Source organism: Pseudarthrobacter sp. PvP004, from assembly GCF_017876035.1.
GTDB lineage: Bacteria > Actinomycetota > Actinomycetes > Actinomycetales > Micrococcaceae > Arthrobacter > Arthrobacter aurescens_A.
In genome coordinates, this window is sequence record NZ_JAGINL010000001.1 from 1522274 (window position 1) to 1539632 (window position 17359).

15 protein-coding genes are annotated in these 17359 nt (G+C 61.6%); 12 read left to right on the top strand and 3 right to left on the bottom strand.

Going from position 1 to position 17359, the window contains the following annotated elements:
• Window position 1 precedes the first annotated feature (1 nt).
• From solA to J3A64_RS06960, 4 genes are all read left to right on the top strand, one after another.
• A complete protein-coding gene (solA, locus tag J3A64_RS06945; RefSeq protein ID WP_014921775.1) occupies window positions 2–1135 on the top strand; it encodes an N-methyl-L-tryptophan oxidase in 1134 nt (377 codons plus the stop codon).
• Window positions 1136–1215: 80 nt separating this feature from the next.
• On the top strand, window positions 1216–2469 hold the full coding sequence (locus J3A64_RS06950) for an aspartate aminotransferase family protein (RefSeq protein WP_210063889.1): 1254 nt from the start codon (window positions 1216–1218) through the stop codon (window positions 2467–2469).
• A gap of 25 nt (window positions 2470–2494) precedes the next feature.
• The gene (locus J3A64_RS06955; protein ID WP_210063890.1) at window positions 2495–3949 is read left to right on the top strand and encodes an NAD-dependent succinate-semialdehyde dehydrogenase; all 1455 of its coding nucleotides are present in this window, start codon (window positions 2495–2497) and stop codon (window positions 3947–3949) included.
• A gap of 33 nt (window positions 3950–3982) precedes the next feature.
• A complete protein-coding gene (locus J3A64_RS06960; RefSeq protein WP_017198960.1) occupies window positions 3983–4681 on the top strand; it encodes a GntR family transcriptional regulator in 699 nt (232 codons plus the stop codon).
• 79 nt (window positions 4682–4760) lie between these two features.
• Here the strand turns inward: J3A64_RS06960 and J3A64_RS06965 are convergent, their stop codons facing one another.
• Window positions 4761–5117 carry a cupin domain-containing protein gene (locus J3A64_RS06965; protein ID WP_017198961.1) on the bottom strand — a complete coding sequence of 119 codons (357 nt, stop codon included), beginning with the start codon at window positions 5115–5117 and terminating at the stop codon, window positions 4761–4763.
• A 274-nt stretch (window positions 5118–5391) separates the two neighbouring features.
• Between J3A64_RS06965 and J3A64_RS06970 the strand changes: the two genes are divergently transcribed.
• Window positions 5392–7548, top strand: coding sequence for an amylo-alpha-1,6-glucosidase (locus J3A64_RS06970; RefSeq protein WP_210063891.1), 2157 nt, complete (start codon window positions 5392–5394; stop codon window positions 7546–7548).
• A gap of 15 nt (window positions 7549–7563) precedes the next feature.
• On the opposite strand, the gene J3A64_RS06975 is transcribed toward J3A64_RS06970, so the two are convergent.
• Complete coding sequence (locus tag J3A64_RS06975; RefSeq protein ID WP_210063892.1) at window positions 7564–9279, bottom strand: thiamine pyrophosphate-binding protein; 1716 nt, start codon at window positions 9277–9279, stop codon at window positions 7564–7566.
• Window positions 9280–9331: 52 nt separating this feature from the next.
• Window positions 9332–10135, bottom strand: a complete 804-nt coding sequence (locus J3A64_RS06980) for a cyclase family protein (protein ID WP_210063893.1) — start codon at window positions 10133–10135, stop codon at window positions 9332–9334.
• A gap of 333 nt (window positions 10136–10468) precedes the next feature.
• Here J3A64_RS06980 and J3A64_RS06985 point away from each other — a divergent pair, with 333 nt between their 5' ends.
• From J3A64_RS06985 to J3A64_RS07015, 7 genes are all read left to right on the top strand, one after another.
• Window positions 10469–11797 (top strand): MFS transporter, encoded by a 1329-nt coding sequence (locus J3A64_RS06985; protein WP_014921767.1) that lies wholly within the window; start codon window positions 10469–10471, stop codon window positions 11795–11797.
• 8 nt (window positions 11798–11805) lie between these two features.
• Window positions 11806–12987 carry a thiolase family protein gene (locus J3A64_RS06990; protein ID WP_210063894.1) on the top strand — a complete coding sequence of 394 codons (1182 nt, stop codon included), beginning with the start codon at window positions 11806–11808 and terminating at the stop codon, window positions 12985–12987.
• Window positions 12984–13301 carry a zinc ribbon domain-containing protein gene (locus tag J3A64_RS06995; RefSeq protein WP_043470203.1) on the top strand — a complete coding sequence of 106 codons (318 nt, stop codon included), beginning with the start codon at window positions 12984–12986 and terminating at the stop codon, window positions 13299–13301. The genes J3A64_RS06990 and J3A64_RS06995 overlap by 4 nt, the downstream gene beginning before the upstream one ends.
• 83 nt (window positions 13302–13384) lie before the next feature.
• Window positions 13385–14947: an ATP-dependent acyl-CoA ligase gene (locus J3A64_RS07000; protein WP_210063895.1), complete on the top strand. Its 1563-nt coding sequence runs from the start codon at window positions 13385–13387 to the stop codon at window positions 14945–14947.
• Window positions 14948–15004: 57 nt separating this feature from the next.
• Window positions 15005–15961: a LysR substrate-binding domain-containing protein gene (locus tag J3A64_RS07005; protein ID WP_210063896.1), complete on the top strand. Its 957-nt coding sequence runs from the start codon at window positions 15005–15007 to the stop codon at window positions 15959–15961.
• A gap of 211 nt (window positions 15962–16172) precedes the next feature.
• Complete coding sequence (locus J3A64_RS23630) at window positions 16173–16535, top strand: hypothetical protein (RefSeq protein WP_051024973.1); 363 nt, start codon at window positions 16173–16175, stop codon at window positions 16533–16535.
• 346 nt (window positions 16536–16881) lie between these two features.
• Window positions 16882–17358 carry a hypothetical protein gene (locus J3A64_RS07015; RefSeq protein WP_210063897.1) on the top strand — a complete coding sequence of 159 codons (477 nt, stop codon included), beginning with the start codon at window positions 16882–16884 and terminating at the stop codon, window positions 17356–17358.
• Window position 17359: the final 1 nt, after the last annotated feature.

The window sequence follows — 17359 nt, forward strand, 5'->3', positions numbered from 1 at the left end:
CATGGACGGAAAACTCGCAATCATCGGTCTGGGCAGCATAGGCAGCATGGCCCTCTGGCAAGCCTCCCGGCTCACCGACGCCGTGGTGGGATTCGAAGCGCACTCCCCTGCCCACGCACGCAGCGCCGCAGGCGGAGACACCCGGCTCTTCCGCGTGATCTACCGAGGCAACCCGGCCTACTACCCACTCCTGGAACGTTCCCGCGGGCTCTGGGCAGAACTCGAAGCGGAGACCGGACAAGACATCCTCACCCGTTGCGGGGGACTCTCCATCGGTACCAGTGACGGACCGTACCTCCGCAGCCTGCTCGAAACGACACGAATCACCGGCGCCGCCCACCAGATCCTCAGCCGTGAGGAAATGGCCGGCCGCTACCCCCAGCACAACCTCCGCTCCGACGATATCGCCGTCTACGACCCCAACGCCGGCGCCCTGCGAACCGATCGCGCCATCACCGCGGCCATCACCGCGGCGGAAACCAACGGTGCATCGGTCAAGACCAACACTCCGATTGACAGCATCACTGAAACTGACGACGGCGTCGTTATCACGTCCGGCGCAAACTCCTGGACCTTCGAACGAGTCATCGTTGCCTCGGGCGCCTGGTCCAAACAACTCATGCCCGAATACCTCAAAGCCCACACCGAAACCAAGCGGATCTTCCTCTCATGGTTCGTTGCCCGCGAAGCAGAACAATTCTCACCGGAAAAATTTCCGATCTTCATCAGGATTTCGGGAAATCGCTCCATGTATGGGGCCCCCGCAGTGGACGGCGTAACCGTCAAGGCCACTCTTGATGGTCGCGGGGCACCAACTCCCGCTGCCGACTCCGTGCCCCGTGATCTCAGCACAGCGGAGATCACGGAAACCATAGAGACAGTTTCGGAGTTCTTCCCGGGCTTGATTCCCAGCATCGTGCGCTCGGATGCGTTCCCGGACCTCTTCACCTCCGATTCGCAGCCCTTGATGGGTTTCCTCGGCAAATCCGCCAGGGTCTACTCTGCAACCGGATTCTCCGGAGCCGGCTTCAAAATGGCCTCCGGCTACGGGGAAATTGCAGCCAACGAAGCGCTCGGCAAGCGCTGGTTCGACGGTCTGGACTTCCTGCGGCCCCAGCGGTTCCAAGAACCCTGACAAGTTCCGCGTGAGCAGCGGGAATAACGCTCGATTCGACAATTGTTGACAATCTACAGTTCCTAAGAAAGTATGAAGCCATGGCAACACTTAGCCCCATCCTGAAGCAGGCAACCCCCGTGGTTGTCGACCACGCGGCCGGTAGCTGGATCCACGCGACCGACGGCAAGAAATACCTGGATTTCACCACCGGGATTGGTGTCACCAGCACCGGCCACTGCCACCCCGATGTTGTGGCCGCCGCCCGCGAACAGGTCGGCAAGATTGTCCATGCCCAATACACCACCGTGATGCACAAGCCGCTGTTGGAGCTCACTGAACTGCTGGGAACTGTGTTGCCACAAGGTTTGGATAGCGTTTTTTACGCAACATCCGGCTCTGAGGCCGTAGAAGCCTCCATCCGCTTGGCCCGCATGGCCACCGGCAGGCCCAACATCATCTCCTTCCAGGGCGGGTTCCACGGCAGGACCGTCGCCGCGGCCTCCCTCACCACAGCTGGAACAAAGTTCCGTTCAGGGTTTTCTCCCATCATGGGTGGCGTGCACGTAGCCCCGTTCCCGCACTGGTACCGGTATGGCTGGGACGAAGCCACCGCCGTCGAATTCGCGCTGAAGGAACTGGACCACCTCCTCCTGACCATCAGTGCGCCCAGTGACACAGCCGGCTTCATCATCGAACCCGTCCTCGGTGACGGCGGCTACATCCCCACCCCCGTAGCCTTCCTCCAAGGGCTGCGTGAACGAGCAGACAAACACGGCATAGTGCTGATCCTCGACGAAGTCCAGGCCGGCGTTGGCCGCACCGGTAAGTTCTGGGGCCACGACTGGGCCGGAATCCTGCCTGACGTAGTGATCACCGCCAAGGGCCTCGCCAGTGGCTTCCCCATCTCGGCAATCGCCGCCTCCGCAGAGCTAATGGGCAAAGCCTGGCCAGGCTCCCAAGGCGGAACCTACGGAGGGAACGCCGTCGCGGCAGCAGCCGGAGTGGCCACTCTTGGTGTCATCAAGCGCGAAAATCTCGTGGAAAACGCTCTACTCCGCGGCGACGAGCTCAGGGCAGGACTGGAGACACTGCAAACCGAGTTCGCCGGAATCGGCAACGTCCGCGGCCGGGGCCTGATGCAGGGCGTCGAATTCACTGCAGCAGACAACACCCCGGACGCGGCAACTGCACTGGCCGTTCAGCAGGCTGCCATCAAGGAAGAGCTCCTCCTCCTTACCTGCGGGCCGCACGGCAACGTCATTCGCCTCATCCCCGCACTGAACGTCAGCAGCGACGAGATCCAGGTTGGCCTGTCCAGGTTCTCGCAGGCACTCAAGTCGGCCACTTCCTAGTCCCCCGATCACTGAAAGAGCCCCCATGACCCCCTCATTTGATCCCAGCTCACTGCAGACAGACCTGTTCATCAATGGACGCTGGCAGCAGGCCGCAAACGGCGCCACTTTTGCAGTGGAAAACCCCGCAACGAACGAAGTCATCGCCCACGTCGCCGACGGCAGCCCCGAAGATGCCGCCCTGGCCATTGAGGCCGCCGGGCGCGCCCAAGCAGCGTGGGGGAAATCCACGCCTCGGGAACGCGCGGACATTCTCCGCCGCGCGTACGACCTCGTCATTGCCAATACGGAGCGATTGGCAGCCATCATGACCGCCGAGATGGGCAAACCACTCATGGAGGCAAAGGGCGAAGTGGCCTATGGCGCCGATATGCTCCGCTGGTTCTCCGAAGAGGCAGTACGGATCGGCGGAGACAACGCCAGCTCCGTAGACGGCAACACGCGTATCCTCATCACCAAGGAACCGGTTGGCCCCTCCGTGCTGGTTACGCCATGGAACTTCCCGCTCGCCATGGGCGCGCGGAAGATCGCGCCGGCAGTTGCTGCCGGTTGCACCATGGTGTTCAAGCCCGCCGAGCTGACGCCCCTGACGTCGTTGGCCCTCGTTGCGATCTTCAAGGAAGCAGGACTTCCCGACGGCGTACTGAACGTTGTGACGACGTCGAGCGCCTCCAGCGTGGTCAGGACCTGGACGGACAGCGGGATTGCGCGCAAGATCAGCTTCACGGGTTCCACGGAAGTGGGAAAGATCCTCCTGCGCCAGGCTGCTGACAACGTCATGCGGTCCTCCATGGAACTCGGCGGAAACGCCCCCTTCATCGTGCTGGCCGATGCGGACATCGAGAAGGCCGTGGATGGAGCCATGAAAGCCAAGATGCGGAACATGGGCGAGGCCTGCACGGCCGCCAACCGCTTCTTCGTCCACCGCTCCGTAGTGGAAGACTTTGGCGAGAAGTTCTCCAAAAAGATGTCAGAATTGCAGGTAGGCAATGGCGCTTCGGCAGGGACCGACGTCGGACCCCTGATTGAACAGAAGGGCCTGGAAAAAGTCGAAAGCCTGGTCGCGGACGCCGTATCCAAGGGCGCACGTATCCTAACCGGCGGCAGCCGTCCGGAAGGGCCTGGCTACTTCTACTCCCCCACCGTCCTTGTGGACGTACCCAGGGACGCAGCGTTGATGTCCACGGAAATCTTCGGCCCTGTAGCTGCCATTACACCGTTTGACAGCGAAGACGAAGTCGTACGCCTGGCCAACGATACTGAATGGGGCCTGGTGGGGTACGTCTTCACGGAGAGCATGGACAAGGCCATGCGGTTCTCCGCGGATCTGGAAGTGGGAATGGTTGGGCTGAACACCGGCTTGGTATCCAATCCCGCCGCGCCGTTCGGTGGCGTCAAACAGTCCGGGTTGGGACGCGAAGGCGGGAAAATTGGGATTGAAGAGTTTTTGGAATACAAGTACACCGCAGTAGCGGTCTAATAAATTCAAATTGCCGAAGCATGGAATGAGGGGATGTCAATGGCGGCACCGGAGGGAATGTTCGTTTTGGAGGGCCGGCCCACGGCGCAGCTGATAGCTGACCAATTGCGGGAGCTTATTGTCCAGGGAGCTTTCAGGCCTGGACAACAAGTCAACGAATCGGCACTGGCCAGTCAGCTCAGCACGTCCAGGGGCCCACTCCGCGAAGCTCTGCAACGGCTGTGTCAGGAAGGCATCCTGGTGAGCAAGCGCAACCGCGGCGTCTTCGTGCTGGAACTCTCCCCGGATGACGTCAGGGAGATATATGCAGTCCGTGAAGCTGTGGAACTGGCCGCCGCCAACACGCTTCTGGGTTCCGAGGCGGATCAGGTCGCTGACACGTGCCGGGAACTTAAGGGCATCATCCGAAGTATGGCCAAACAGGTCGCGGCGTCGGACTGGCAGGCCATTGCCCGGCTGGATATGCAGTTCCACACTGCGTTTGTTTCCGGAACAGGGAACACGCGCCTGATCCGGATATACGAGACCCTTGCTGCGGAATCCAGGATGTGTATCCTCAGTTTGGAGGTGGCCTACCCACGTATCGATGCGTTGGTGCAGGAACACCAAATGATTCTGGATCTGCTCGAAGCGCGCGATCAGAGCGGCCTGCAGAATGCCATCAAACGTCACATGCAGAAAGCCGTGGAGGACCTTACTTCCGAGCCTGAAGTAAGCGGGATAACCGCCTAGGCATCGTCGAATTTCCGAATGGAGGGAGGGGCCCGGTTCATTGAACCGGGCCCCTCCCTCCATTCATTGACCTTGGATATTAGACCTGGGGAAGGTCGGCCACTACCCACATCTTCCTCATTGTTTCGTGGATGGTCCACGTTCCCGTCCAACCGGCCGGCGTGACGAACAACGAGCCGGGGCCGACTTCGAAGCTGGTTCCATCCTCTTCGGTGATGGTCGCCGTGCCACTGAGGATTTGGCAGATCTCGTCATATCCGGGCCTGGTGCTCGTGGACACACCGGGCGTTGCCTCCCAGATGCCCGTCTTGAGTCCTTCCCGTGCCCAAAGGCGGAGGGACACTTCGGTCTGACCTGGTGTGCTCGATGTGGGCTTCGGAAGGTGTTCGCCAGGGTTCTCGGTGTTCGCGTTTTTCATGACAGTTGCCTTGACCATTGATTTCTCCTCCTAGGGCCTTAGCCCCTCGCGTGAATGTGCCCGCCATCTTTGGAACGCACAGAAATAATCCTAGCAATTGTCAACAATCGACGATAGGAATGGCGGCAAATATCCAGAGAATGGACGCTGTGCCGGAGGGCCAGCCAACATGGTCAATCCCAATGATGACTGCCGACCGCAGCTCTGGCCCACGCCGCGGAGCAAGAGTAGCGTCACTGTGAGGACGTCGAAGAACGCCGAGGACTCAGCAGGAGCGTCAAAGGAGCCGGAAATGGCTGGATGGAATGCCGACACCGCTGCCGGTCCCTTGGGTGCCGGGACGGTCACCTTGGTGGAGGGCACGTCCTTCTGCATCTCATTGCCCAGCGGTGACATCAGCCCGGATCATCCGCATGGCTTGTTCTTTCAGGACACGCGCATCCTGTCCGCGTGGACCCTGACCGTGAACGGGCAGTCAGTGGAACCCCTGACAGCCCAAACGAGGGAACCATACAGGGCAGTCTTTGCAGGCCGTATCACCATGTCCGACGGCTATGCGGATACCCCGCTCATTGTTGAACGCACCCGGGAGTTGGGTTTGGGAATGGTGGAGGACGTCACCGTCCGCAACTACTCTGTGAAGCCTGCGGAATGCCTTATCGCGATTACCCTAGCCTCCGACTTCGCCGATGTCTTCGAAGTGAAGGAAGCGCGCGTGCAGACGCAGTGGGAAGAAAGCCGCGAGGTCGATGCCAACACACTGACCATTCGCGCCCGATGGCAGGAAGTCCGGAAGTCCGTCGTCGTAAGTTCCGATGTCGCTGAGGCGAGTCGTGAAGGGTTCACCTACCGGACCACCATCCCCGCGCGCGGCTCCTGGGCCACCCAAGTGGTGGTGATGCCTGGCCTTGAAGGAGCGGAACCGTCAGCGCCCCTGGTGCGTCCCGCGGTCGGCGAACTCTCCCGAAGCGACCAACGCCGACTGGAATGGGTGGCCAAAATTCCCGTCCTTCACATGGGTAACCGCTCCATCGAGAGGACCCTGCGACGCAGTTATGACGATCTCGGCGCCCTCCGCATTGAGGATCCTGCCCACCCGGAGAGAGTGGTTGTGGCCGCAGGTGCACCGTGGTTTATGACGCTGTTTGGACGGGACTCCTTGTGGGCATCGGAAATGGCCATGCCGGTGGATCCGTCGTTGGCCTTGGGAACATTGCAAACCTTGGCAGAGCGCCAGGGCACGGTGATTGACCCGGTAAGCGAGGAAGAACCGGGCAAGATTTTGCATGAGGTCCGACTCGACGTTTCCAGCAGCTTGGCCTTGGGCGGCAAGTCCATCTACTACGGCAGTGTCGATGCCACTCCCCTGTTCGTGGTGGTTCTGGGTTCGGTGAGCCGATGGGGCTTCGCCAAGGACACCATCGCCGCCCTGCTCCCCCATGCAGACCGGGCCCTCGACTGGATCCGCGACTACGGCGACAGGGACGGCGATGGCTTCGTCGAGTATGAGCGCCTCAACGATCGCGGGCTGATCAACCAGGGTTGGAAAGACTCATGGGACGGGATCAACTTTGCGGACGGACGCCTCGCCGAGCCTCCTATCGCGCTGTGCGAGGTCCAGGCATATGTTTATGACGCGTACATGGCCCGGGCCTGGATGGCTTACGACGCCGGTGACGCACCCTTGGCGCGAGAGCTCGCCGATCGCGCGGCCCAGTTGAAGGCACGTTTCAACGAGCAGTTCTGGATGCCGGACCGCGGCTACTACGCGATTGCATTGGATGGCAAAAAGCGCCAGGTGGACGCGTGCGCCTCCAACATGGGGCACTGCCTATGGGTCGGCTTGGTAGACGATGACAAGGCGCCACTCATAGCTGAACGGCTGATGTCACCCGAGATGTTCAGTGGTTGGGGTGTGCGCACCCTGGCAACCGACATGGGTGCCTACAACCCGGCCAGCTACCACAACGGATCCATTTGGCCGCATGACAACGCCGTCATCGCGGCCGGCCTGATGCGCTACGGATTCGTGGAGGAGGCTCAAAGAATCGCCACAGCCCTGTTCGATGCGGCCGCCTTCTCCGAGGGACGCCTCCCCGAGCTGTTCTGCGGGTTCAACCGCGAGCAGTACAGCGAGCCAGTGCCCTACCCCACCGCCTGCTCACCCCAAGCCTGGGCAGCCACCTCACCCATCCAGCTGATCACTAGCTTGATGAGGTACGACGCCCACGTATCTCACGGCGGATTTTGGATGGACCCGCAATTACCGGCCTCCTACGGCGACTTGCACATCACCAACGCACCCATGGCAGGGGGCAGGGTAACCATCGACATTGCCGATTCGGTCCCCCGAGTGCGGGGATTGCCGGACGGGATGGTATTCCATCAAGGACACCGGCCGTGGTTGACCGAACTCGTGGAACAGGCGGGGCTGCGCAAGAAGGGCTAGGCAAACTTCCCTACTTCAGTGGCCCTTGAAGGCTTCGGCAAGCCACCACGCACCGCCATCAGAGGCGATCCGTGCATCAATGACCAGCGGAGCCCGGCGGGGGCTTGCCAACCACTCCTTCACTCGAGCCAGGTCCTCGGGCCGCCGAACCGTTACGGCCGCCGCTCCATAGCCGGACGCGATGGAGGCGATGTCGGTGCTTGGAAACCTCACAACCTCAAGATCTGAATCGTCCGCGTCAAAGTGATGGACCTCAGCCCCGTAGGCGGAATCGTTGTAGACGATTGCTACCAGCGGGATGCGTTCCCGTACCGCTGTCTCCAATTCTGAAATGGCCATCAGGAAGCCCCCGTCCCCGGTTCCCAGGATCGGGAGCCGCTCAGGCCTGGCGATTGCCGCCCCAATAGCGGTGGAAAGGCCCAGCCCGATCGACTGAAAAGCCTGCGTAAAACAGAAGCCATACTCATCCGGGACGGAAAGATAGGTGCTCGGGTAGCCCATGAAGTTGCCCGAGTCCACAGAGACGATGCGATCTGCCGGCAGCATCCGGTCCAGTTCACGGCTCAGTACTCGAGGGTCGATGGTCTCATCAGTTGATAGGTCCTCCGTTTCCACGGAGTTCCAACGGGCGTGCTCATCGATGCGCTGTGCCATTTCGAGCGTCCGAAGTCCGGTAGCGCTGTATCCAGCGGATTGCACTTCCTTGAGCACAGCCACAGCCGTCTCAGCGCAGTCACCCAAGATCCCAAGATCGATGGGACGGTTGGCACCAAGGGCTGAGTCCTCAAGGTCCACCTGAACCACCGTTGTTGAGTCACCAATCAGGGAGCCGTGCCGCATGGTCCACATGTTCAGCGCACAACCCCAACCCACGATCAGGTCGGCTTCCGCAATGGTCTTCGCGGTGAAAGGGGACGAGAATCCGCCGGAGATACCGAGGTTGTACGGGTTGCCATTGAACAACCCGTGAGCGACAGCGGAAGTCGCCAGAAGCGCACCCACAGTGTCGGCGAGCGCGGCTATTTCGGGCCCTGCTTCCCGGGCGCCACGCCCGGCAACGAAGACTGGCCGCTTTGCGTTTTTGATGAGTTCTGCCAACTGTGAGACGGCTGCCTCGGATGGCCTGACATGCTGGGGAGGGTCGAGCGGTCCAGGCTGGTTCCCTTCCTCAACTGCCCATTGGCTCTGAATATCAGTGGGCAACGACAGGACCACGGTCCGCCGCTGGTTAACCGCCGTACGGTAGGCCCGAACGGTATCTGCCACCGCGGTTTCAGCGCTGTGTACCCGTTCAGCCACAGCTCCGACGCTGATGGAGAGCGCATCCTGATCGATGTTGAAGTTGGATCGGGTGGCCGGCGCAGGGGTGTCTGCCGTAAGAACAATCATTGGTGTCCGGCTCTTCGCCGCCTCGCCTATGCCGGTCACGGCGTTGGTAAGCCCGCAGCCTTGGTGCGTTGTGGCTATACCTACCTTTCCGGACATTCGGCCATAGGCATCGGCCATGGTGGCGGCACCCCCCTCGTGCCTGGCGGCAGTGAACGGAACGCCGGCCCTTCGCAGGGCGTTTGTTACTACGAAGTTGCCGCTGCCCACTACGCCAAAGACATGGCCCACGCCAAGACTGGCGAGTGTGGTCCCAACGAGTTCAGCCACAGTGACAGCGCTCGGTTCTGTATCTGCCCATGTGGATGCCTCGTCGGCCTTGGGACTGCTGGTTGTAAGTGTCATGTGTGTTTCTCTTTCCGGTGGGTCAGGTGACGTCTGTGAGTGATAGTGCCGCTCAGGTGTCCACGAATGCGAGCACCCGGGCTGGACTGCCCGTTCCGCCAACGATCGGCAGGGGCGCCACGATGATGGCCGCGCCGATGGGGGGAAGCTTTGAAAGGTTTTGCAAGGAGGTGATTCCGTATTTGTCGTTGGCCAGCAGGAAGTGGTGCGCCGGGAACGGGGGCTCTTGGCCGGCTGCGGCTCCGGCGTCGATTCCCACAGTTTCCACGCCTATTCCGGACAACGGCGACTCTTCTGCGATCCACTGTGCGCATTCCACTGTCAAGCCGGGTGAATGGGGACCCTTTTCGTCGTTGTTCAGAAACCGCTGACGGTCATGGGCACGGGCTTCCCATCCCGTTCGAATGAGTAACCAACTGCCCTGCGGGATAGGACCGAAGGTGGCCTCCCATTGACGGATGTGGTGTAGACCCAAGAGGAAATCGGGGTTGGCGGCGGCCTCTTCGCTCACGTCCAGGACCAAGGCCGAACCCGTCAGGCGGCCCGGCTCGATCTGCGCCACGTCTTTGCCGCCGCGCCCCGTGATCCAGTGCACTGGAGCATCCAAGTGTGTGCCGATGTGTTCCCCGGTGTGGATGTTGTGATGTTTCCAGTACGGGCCAGGTTCGTTGTACGCGGAGACTTCCTCGAGGCTGAAGTCGATGAGGTTCGCGAACGGTTCGGGTAGTTCCAGTGTTGGCGTTGCGTGGGACAGTTTGGTGGTCAGGTCGATGACATCGATCCGTCGAGTTGCGAGGCCCTCCAGCAGATGGGCGACGCTGCCCTGACGCACGTCTGTAGTGCTGTTCATATCCATGAGTACGTTCCTTAGTAGGGGTTTTACCCTTCGACAGGGCCGGGCCCGTGAAGATTCAAACGGGACTTGTGGCAGCGACGTTAGCACCCCCGCGATCCCTCAGGAACAGCTTTTCAAGCGTTGAGTCCCGGGTTACCCGGATAGGCATAGCCCCTGGCAAAACAGGCATTCGACGTTGTCCCGGCATGGAGAGAAACTGAATTAGCAGCTGTAACGCCCATCACAGTTCGTCCGCTTCGGCACTGGAGCGTAAGCCCCGCCGAGGCGTCCCGGCCGCGACAACGAGGTCGCTCTGGCCGGACGAACGCCCCAGCTTTTACTCAAGGAGCACCAATGTCCCATCAGCAGCACACCTTGCCAGGACAACGTCCCGGAGTCCGTCGGTACGTTGTTGCATCGCTCGTAGGCAACGCCTTGGAATGGTATGACTTCTTTCTTTACGCCACAGCGTCGGCGGTAGTCTTCGGCCGGCTGTTCTTTCCCGCCGACGTCGACCCGCTCGTCGGCACCATGGCCGCCTTCGCCGGGTTCGCCGTCGGATTCGCCGCGAGGCCCTTGGGCGGCATCATCTTCGGACATATTGGCGACAGGCTGGGGCGGAAGCGGGCGTTGGTCATGACGCTCACCATCATGGGCATCAGCACAGCCCTCATGGGTCTACTACCCACTTATGCCCAGGTTGGGCTTTGGGCTCCAACGTTGCTCATACTGCTTCGAATCGCCCAAGGCATCGCAGCCGGCGGCGAGTGGGGAGGCGGTGTTCTGCTGATCAGCGAAAACTCTTCGGACTCGCGGCGCGGAATGCTGTCGGCTTTCAGCCAAGGTGGCATCTCCTTGGGTTTCGTTCTCTCCTCGCTGGCCTTCTTCCTGGTTCAGTTGATGCCTGATTCGCAGTTCATGGCGTGGGGCTGGCGTATACCGTTCCTGCTGAGCGTTGTGTTGCTCGCAGTGGGCGCCTACATTCGTTTTCGGTTGCCTGAAAGCAAGGAATTCACCGCAGTTAGCGAGACCAAGCAACACCGTCTCCCGGTTCTGGCCGCCATCAAAACCCACCCTCGGGAAATCCTGGTTGCCATGGGCCTTCGGGTCGCAGAGAACGGGGGCTCGTACATTTTCCTTTCGTTCTCCATCGCCTACGGGGTCCACGTGGGCGTGGACAAGGGGCTCCTTCTGATGGCTGTGGCAGTGTCCATGCTCGTTTCGTTTGGCACCTACATCTTCTTCGGCTACCTCTCGGACCGGATCGGACGGCGGCCCGTATACGCCCTCGGCGCCATCGGCATGGGTGCCATGGCCTTCCCCTTCTTTGCCATGATCGATTCAAATACGCCGGCTGTGGTCATCCTGGCCTTCCTCGTGGCGAACGGTCTCTGCCACGGTGCCATGATCGGAACGCAGCCTGCGTTCTTCCATGAACTGTTCTCCGCTGAAGTCCGATACTCCGCGATGGCGATCGCACACGAACTCGCAGCAGTTTTTGCCGGTGGCTTCGCACCCTTGATCGCCACGGCCTTGCTGCTGCAATTCGGCTCCTCCGTCCCGGTGTCGCTCTACGTGATCGGTCTGGTACTGGTCACCGTCATTGCGCTGGTCTTCTCCCGGCACGGCATCAAGACTGAAAAGCGGGAGTCAGCAGAGCGCACAGTGCAGAGGGTTCCGTAGCAACGGACATGCCTTCTCTTCCTGTTGACGTACTCACCGAAAGGATCACCGTGACGGTCTCCATCGTCGGGACAGGACAGTCCCCCTACACCCGGCATCCCTCAGCCGGAACAGAAACATCCAGTGTCATCGCCCGTGCCGTGAGCAACGCGCTCAACGATTCAGGTCTAGGGCTAAGCGACGTAGACGGGTTCGCAGTGTCCAGCTTCACCCTCGGCCCCGATCACGCCATCGACTTGGCGTGGCGGATGGGCCTGCGTCTCTCATGGCTGATGCAAGACACCAACGGCGGTGCCAGCGCCGGCGGCATGCTCCAACATGCAGTCCGGGCCATAGAAGCAGGTGACGCAAACGTGATAGTCCTGGCCGCAGGGGATGTGATGGATCAAGCAGCCTTCTCCCGCCTGGTAGCCAGCTACAACAAAGCCACCGAGGACCACCTGGCACCGCTGCCGATGAACGGCCCCAACGCCCTGTTTGCCATGTTGACCACCCGGCAGATGGAGAAGCTCGGACTCAGCCGGGAAGACTACGGACGTATTGCTGTGGCACAACGCGAGTGGGCCGCCGATAATCCCGGCGCCGTGTACCGGAAACCCCTGAGCCTTGACGAATACCTGGACTCCCCCATGGTCGCCACGCCCTTGGGCAGGTACGACTGCGTACCGCCGGTCACCGGCGCGGACGCCGTTGTGCTGATCGCAGATCCGGGCAACGGAACTCCCCGGGCAAAGGTGCTCTCCGTCCGGGCCTCCTACAACACAGACCAGCAATCAGGCGACGGACTGGTAACCGGGCTGCGGGAATGCGCGCCCTTGGGCTGGGAACAGTCAGGAATTGGGCCTGAAGACGTGGGCCTGGCCTGCGTCTACGACGACTACCCGGCCATGGTGGTGGCTCAACTCTCGGATCTGGGAGTCCTTTCCGATCACGATGATCCTGCGACCTTCATCAAAGCCCGGCTCGCCACCCGCCTGCTGCCTGTAAACACCTCCGGTGGGCAGCTCTCCGCCGGCCAAGCGGGCGCCGCCGGTGGAATGCACGGGTTGGCCGAAGCGGCACTTCAGCTTATGGGCCGCGCCGGAACACGGCAGGTAGCTGCCCGTCATGCGGTGGTCAGCGGCTACGGCATGGTCCTCTACCGCTACGGAGCCTGCGCCACCATGTCGGTCTTGGAGGCTGCCCAATGAGCGCCGCGATCCAAAAGTGCCTGGGCTGCGGGAACCTCTTCTTCCCGGCACGGCTTTTCTGTCCCGAGTGCGGTCGGGAGAACTTCTCCACAGAGTTGGTGGAGCACGCTGACGTGGCTGAAACAACGCGTCTAGCGGACGGCACACTCTTGGCAACGCTGAGAATCCCGGGCGGGCCATCCGTCGTCGGGCGTGTAACCGGCGGCCCCGCATCCTCCGGTGACCGTTTGCCGCTTGCGAACAATCTGAACACTACCCGCGGTGTGTACGCCTACCTGCCGGACCCCTCACAGACAAGTGGGCAACAACCGTGAGCGAGGACAACTATGACCACGAAACAACTCTTGAATGGGGAACAACAATGAACCTCGGTTTTGCCAATCAAAGCCAACGTCCAATGACCATTCCACAGATGCTGCTTGAACGCGCCCGCACCTCTCCTTCGGCTCCACTGTTCCGCTGCGGCGAGGTCCGTAGGGACAGCACCATGGTGGTTCAGGCCGCTGCCAGCACAGGTGGACTGCTGCGCAAGGCCGGCATCGAGGCGGGCCAGAGCGTTGCCTTGATGTCATCCAACAGGACCGAATTGCTGGACTTTATTCTCGGTTGCGCCTGGATCGGCGCGATCGCCGTTCCCATCAACACGGCCAGCCGGGGAGAGCAACTACGGCACATCCTGACAAATGCCAACCCCGTCCTGCTGGTCACCGAGCAGGAGTTCCTGCCCCACATTGCCGCCCTCGGTCCGGCGCCCGCGCGGGTGAAGGTCTGGGTCCTTGATGGGACGAACGTACAAAGTCACCCCGAGCTGGGGGTGGAGCCCATGCCGGAGCCCTCGGCCGCCATTGAGCCTCTGGAATCCGGCCCAGCAGATACCGCGGCCATCCTGTACACCTCCGGCACCACAGGAGTGTCCAAAGGAGTTCTCTGCCCGCAAGGACAGTTCTATTGGTGGGCTGCGAACATGTCCGACCAACTGGGGCTACGGCCTGACGATGTCCTGTACACCTGCTTGCCCCTGTTCCATACCAACGCCCTTAATGCCTTCATGCAAGCGGTCATCTGTGGCGGCGAGTACGTGCTCGGACCGCGGTTCTCTGCAACGCGATTCTGGGCTGATGCATCCTTGGCCGGGGCAACGGTCACCTATCTTCTGGGCGCCATGGTGGGAATACTCGACAGTCGCGACCCCAGCCCTGGGGATCGTGATCACCAGATCCGATTGGCACTCTCTCCGGCCACACCCACACGCCTGGTTGAGCCCTTCAGGGAGAGGTTCGGGGTACTCCTGCTGGACGGTTATGGGTCCACCGAAACCAACTCCGTTATTGGGTCCACCCCACAGCAGTGGCGACCAGGGTACATGGGTAAGGTCCGGCCGGGCTTCTCCATCCGCGTGGTGGACTCAGACGGCGTGCCTGTTCCCGATGGCCAGCCCGGGGAGTTGCTGATCCGCAGCGATCAGCCGCACGCCATGGCCACCGGATATCACCACATGCCCGAGGCAACTGCCAAAGCCTGGCAGGACCTGTGGTTCCACAGCGGTGACCGTGTGGTAATCGACGACGACGGCTGGGTGCGGTTTGTTGACCGGATTAAGGATGTGATCCGCCGCCGCGGCGAGAACATCTCCTCTGTCGAGGTAGAGCAGGTACTCCGCCAACACCCTGCCATCCAGGAAGCCGCTGTATACGCGGTCGACTCCGAGCTCGGTGAGGATGAAGTCATGGCCGCCCTGATTCTCCGGGAGCCCGTAGATTTCGGCGAAGTCTGCAGGTTCTGCCTTCCGCGCCTGGCGTCCTTCGCCATCCCGCGCTTCTTCCGCACTGTGCACGAACTGCCTCAGACGGAGAACGGCAAGGTACGCAAACAGGTTCTTAAAGCCGCCGGCCGGGAGGCCGCCGAGTGGGATCGGGAAATCGCGCAGCCGAGGCGCGCCGCGGCGGTTGGTGCCCGCTGACCGTCATCCAGTCCCTGGAGCTCCGGCCGTGGAGGTAGCTGCCCGTAGGATGAGCGTATGGACCTGCGGGCGCTGCTGACAACCCACCTGAAGCTGCGCCACCTTGTCATAGTGCTCGCTGTCGCAGAACACGGAAGCCTGGTTCGGGCCGCAGAGGAACTGTATCTGACTCAACCGGCGCTCAGCCGTGCGCTTCGGGAAGCCGAACACGCCGTAGGGGCCTCCCTGTTCGACCGGACAGCGCGAGGCATGGTTCCCACTCCTGCCGGGGCAGCCTGCCTCGAACACGCCAAGGCGATCGTAGGACACCTTGGAACCCTGCGGCGTCGGGTAGATGAGCTTAATGACCCCGATGCCGGCCTGGTGCAGGTGGGGGCCCATGTCACCGGCGCGAATCTGCTCTTGCCGCGTGCCGTGGCCAGGCTCATGGCTGAGAAGCCCCGGGTTGAAGTTCGGCTGCGCGAGGCACCACCGGAAACCCTGATCCAGGAGCTGGGCAGCGGGGATTTGGACCTGCTGGTGGGCAGGGTGACCGACCATCCAAGCACAGCACGGCTGCGGCTTGTCCCGCTTTATAGGGAGGAGTTCCGGATCGTTGCTGCACCGTCGCATCCTGCGCATGCGCTGCCGCAGGTGACATTGGCCGATTTGGCCGCTCACCGGTGGGTAGTGCCCTTGGCTAATACGCCCCTAAGGGACGAACTCGAACTGAACTTCCGGAATGCCGGGCTGGCACCGCCGGCGCAGCAGGTCGAATCAGGCGCACCCGCAACCCTGCGCACGCTTGTTGTTGAGGGCGGCTTCCTTGCCCTCATGCCCGAGTCCATGGCCACTGTGGAAGCGAAAGTAGAGATTCTGGACCTGCACTTGGAGGGGCTCGCCCAACAGGTTGGTTTGCTGCTTCCCCCGGACCGTCCGCTGACTCCGAGCGCGGCACTGCTCGCGGAGAAGCTACGGGAAGTTGGGGACGAAATCGGACGCGATCTTGCCCTTGGTCGAGATACGGATGCCTGAGGGAAGCAACTGCGAACCGTTCTTGATAATCTTTGAAGGCTTCAGCGCCCCCAGATAGGATCATGACCCAGCCCCGCCGCACGGCAGAAAAAGATCAGCCTGTCGGCTCCCCGGACCTTCGGTTCGATCATCAGAAAAGGACGTCCCGGCAGGGTTGAACCAGCGCCGCAACTTCTGCTGGCGAGCCAGTTGATTTTCAACATAGGTTTTTATGCCCTTCCTTGCAGTGGCCATGCGAAGTGACTTCGGCATGGGCGCATTGGCCATCGGGATTGTCCTGGGCGCCCGCCGGTCCATGATCACTGGATGCATCGTGCGTATTGCCGGCTTCCTGCTCTTGGTTTGGGCCGCTGACTTCCCGCTCTTTCTCATCGGGGCCATCGTCACCGGGATCGGTGGGGCGTTGTTCTCCCCTGCACTACAAAGCCTCGTTGGCGCCGCCGCCGAACGCGGTCCTTCCAAGGAATCCGCACCATCCGCCGGCGGCGGCACCGATGACGCGTCGGTGAAGAACGGCAAGGGGCAAAGCAGCCGGTCAACCCTCTTCGCATTGCTTGTGATCTGCGGTAGGTAGGCGTCGTCGTCGGACCGCTGCTCGGATCGTTTCTCCTCAACACAGGGTTTGATACGGCACTACTGACCGGGGCCGGCGTGTTCGCCCTCATGACCGTGATCTTTTGGCTGTTCCTGCCGAAAAACAGCCCCAACCCCAAGGCTTCTGCCGAACTGCACAGCCCCGCGCCGCCGTCGAACCTCTGATCCTGCCTTAAGGACAGGAGGTTCCTCCGGTTCGCGGCCTTCTACAGCGTCAACCTCTTGGCGATCCACCAGCTCTACTTCGGGCTTCCCGTGGAACTTGAGCGGAGCGGAGCGGAGCCGGAGTCGGCTCACTGGCGCTTGTCTTTACTTACGCATCCGTCTTGACCAACACGCTGCAATGGCCGATAGCAGGCCTGATGCGGAGAGCCGTGCCCGGGATAGCCCTTCCCTTGGGCTTCGCTCTCCAGACCCTTGGCTTCGCCTCATTAGGAGTCCTGGCCACATTGCCCCCGGCGGGCTGGCTACCGATTCTTCCAGCGCTTGTTCTTGTCACAGGTACTGCACTGGGCAACATGTGCGTGCAGCCAGTAACCATGGGGCTGGTTCTGGAGTTTGCATCCGGCCGCCCCACCGGCGCGTACTACGGATTGCTGGCCAGCGCCGGAGGGCTCGCCGTGGTCTTGGGGAATGCAGCACTAGCGCCCCTCTACGAACTCGCCTACACACCTTCGGCTACAGCCTTCGTTCCCTGGATCTTCTTGTCCGGACTCGGGGCAATTACCGCAACGTTCATCCGCCGCTTCATCCCCCATCCGTCCAGTCAGGCAGCGCTTCGGGACGAAATTCGGGCTACCTAAG

Excerpts from the sequence above, each read along its gene's own strand:
- solA (WP_014921775.1), top strand. The coding sequence starts at position 2 with ATGGACGGAAAACTCGCAATCATCGGTCTGGGCAGCATAGGCAGCATG.
- J3A64_RS06950 (WP_210063889.1), top strand. The coding sequence starts at position 1,216 with ATGGCAACACTTAGCCCCATCCTGAAGCAGGCAACCCCCGTGGTTGTC.
- J3A64_RS06955 (WP_210063890.1), top strand. The coding sequence starts at position 2,495 with ATGACCCCCTCATTTGATCCCAGCTCACTGCAGACAGACCTGTTCATC.
- J3A64_RS06960 (WP_017198960.1), top strand. The coding sequence starts at position 3,983 with ATGTCAATGGCGGCACCGGAGGGAATGTTCGTTTTGGAGGGCCGGCCC.
- J3A64_RS06965 (WP_017198961.1), bottom strand. The coding sequence starts at position 5,117 with ATGGTCAAGGCAACTGTCATGAAAAACGCGAACACCGAGAACCCTGGC.
- J3A64_RS06970 (WP_210063891.1), top strand. The coding sequence starts at position 5,392 with ATGGCTGGATGGAATGCCGACACCGCTGCCGGTCCCTTGGGTGCCGGG.
- J3A64_RS06975 (WP_210063892.1), bottom strand. The coding sequence starts at position 9,279 with ATGACACTTACAACCAGCAGTCCCAAGGCCGACGAGGCATCCACATGG.
- J3A64_RS06980 (WP_210063893.1), bottom strand. The coding sequence starts at position 10,135 with ATGGATATGAACAGCACTACAGACGTGCGTCAGGGCAGCGTCGCCCAT.
- J3A64_RS06985 (WP_014921767.1), top strand. The coding sequence starts at position 10,469 with ATGTCCCATCAGCAGCACACCTTGCCAGGACAACGTCCCGGAGTCCGT.
- J3A64_RS06990 (WP_210063894.1), top strand. The coding sequence starts at position 11,806 with ATGCCTTCTCTTCCTGTTGACGTACTCACCGAAAGGATCACCGTGACG.
- J3A64_RS06995 (WP_043470203.1), top strand. The coding sequence starts at position 12,984 with ATGAGCGCCGCGATCCAAAAGTGCCTGGGCTGCGGGAACCTCTTCTTC.
- J3A64_RS07000 (WP_210063895.1), top strand. The coding sequence starts at position 13,385 with ATGACCATTCCACAGATGCTGCTTGAACGCGCCCGCACCTCTCCTTCG.
- J3A64_RS07005 (WP_210063896.1), top strand. The coding sequence starts at position 15,005 with ATGGACCTGCGGGCGCTGCTGACAACCCACCTGAAGCTGCGCCACCTT.
- J3A64_RS23630 (WP_051024973.1), top strand. The coding sequence starts at position 16,173 with ATGCCCTTCCTTGCAGTGGCCATGCGAAGTGACTTCGGCATGGGCGCA.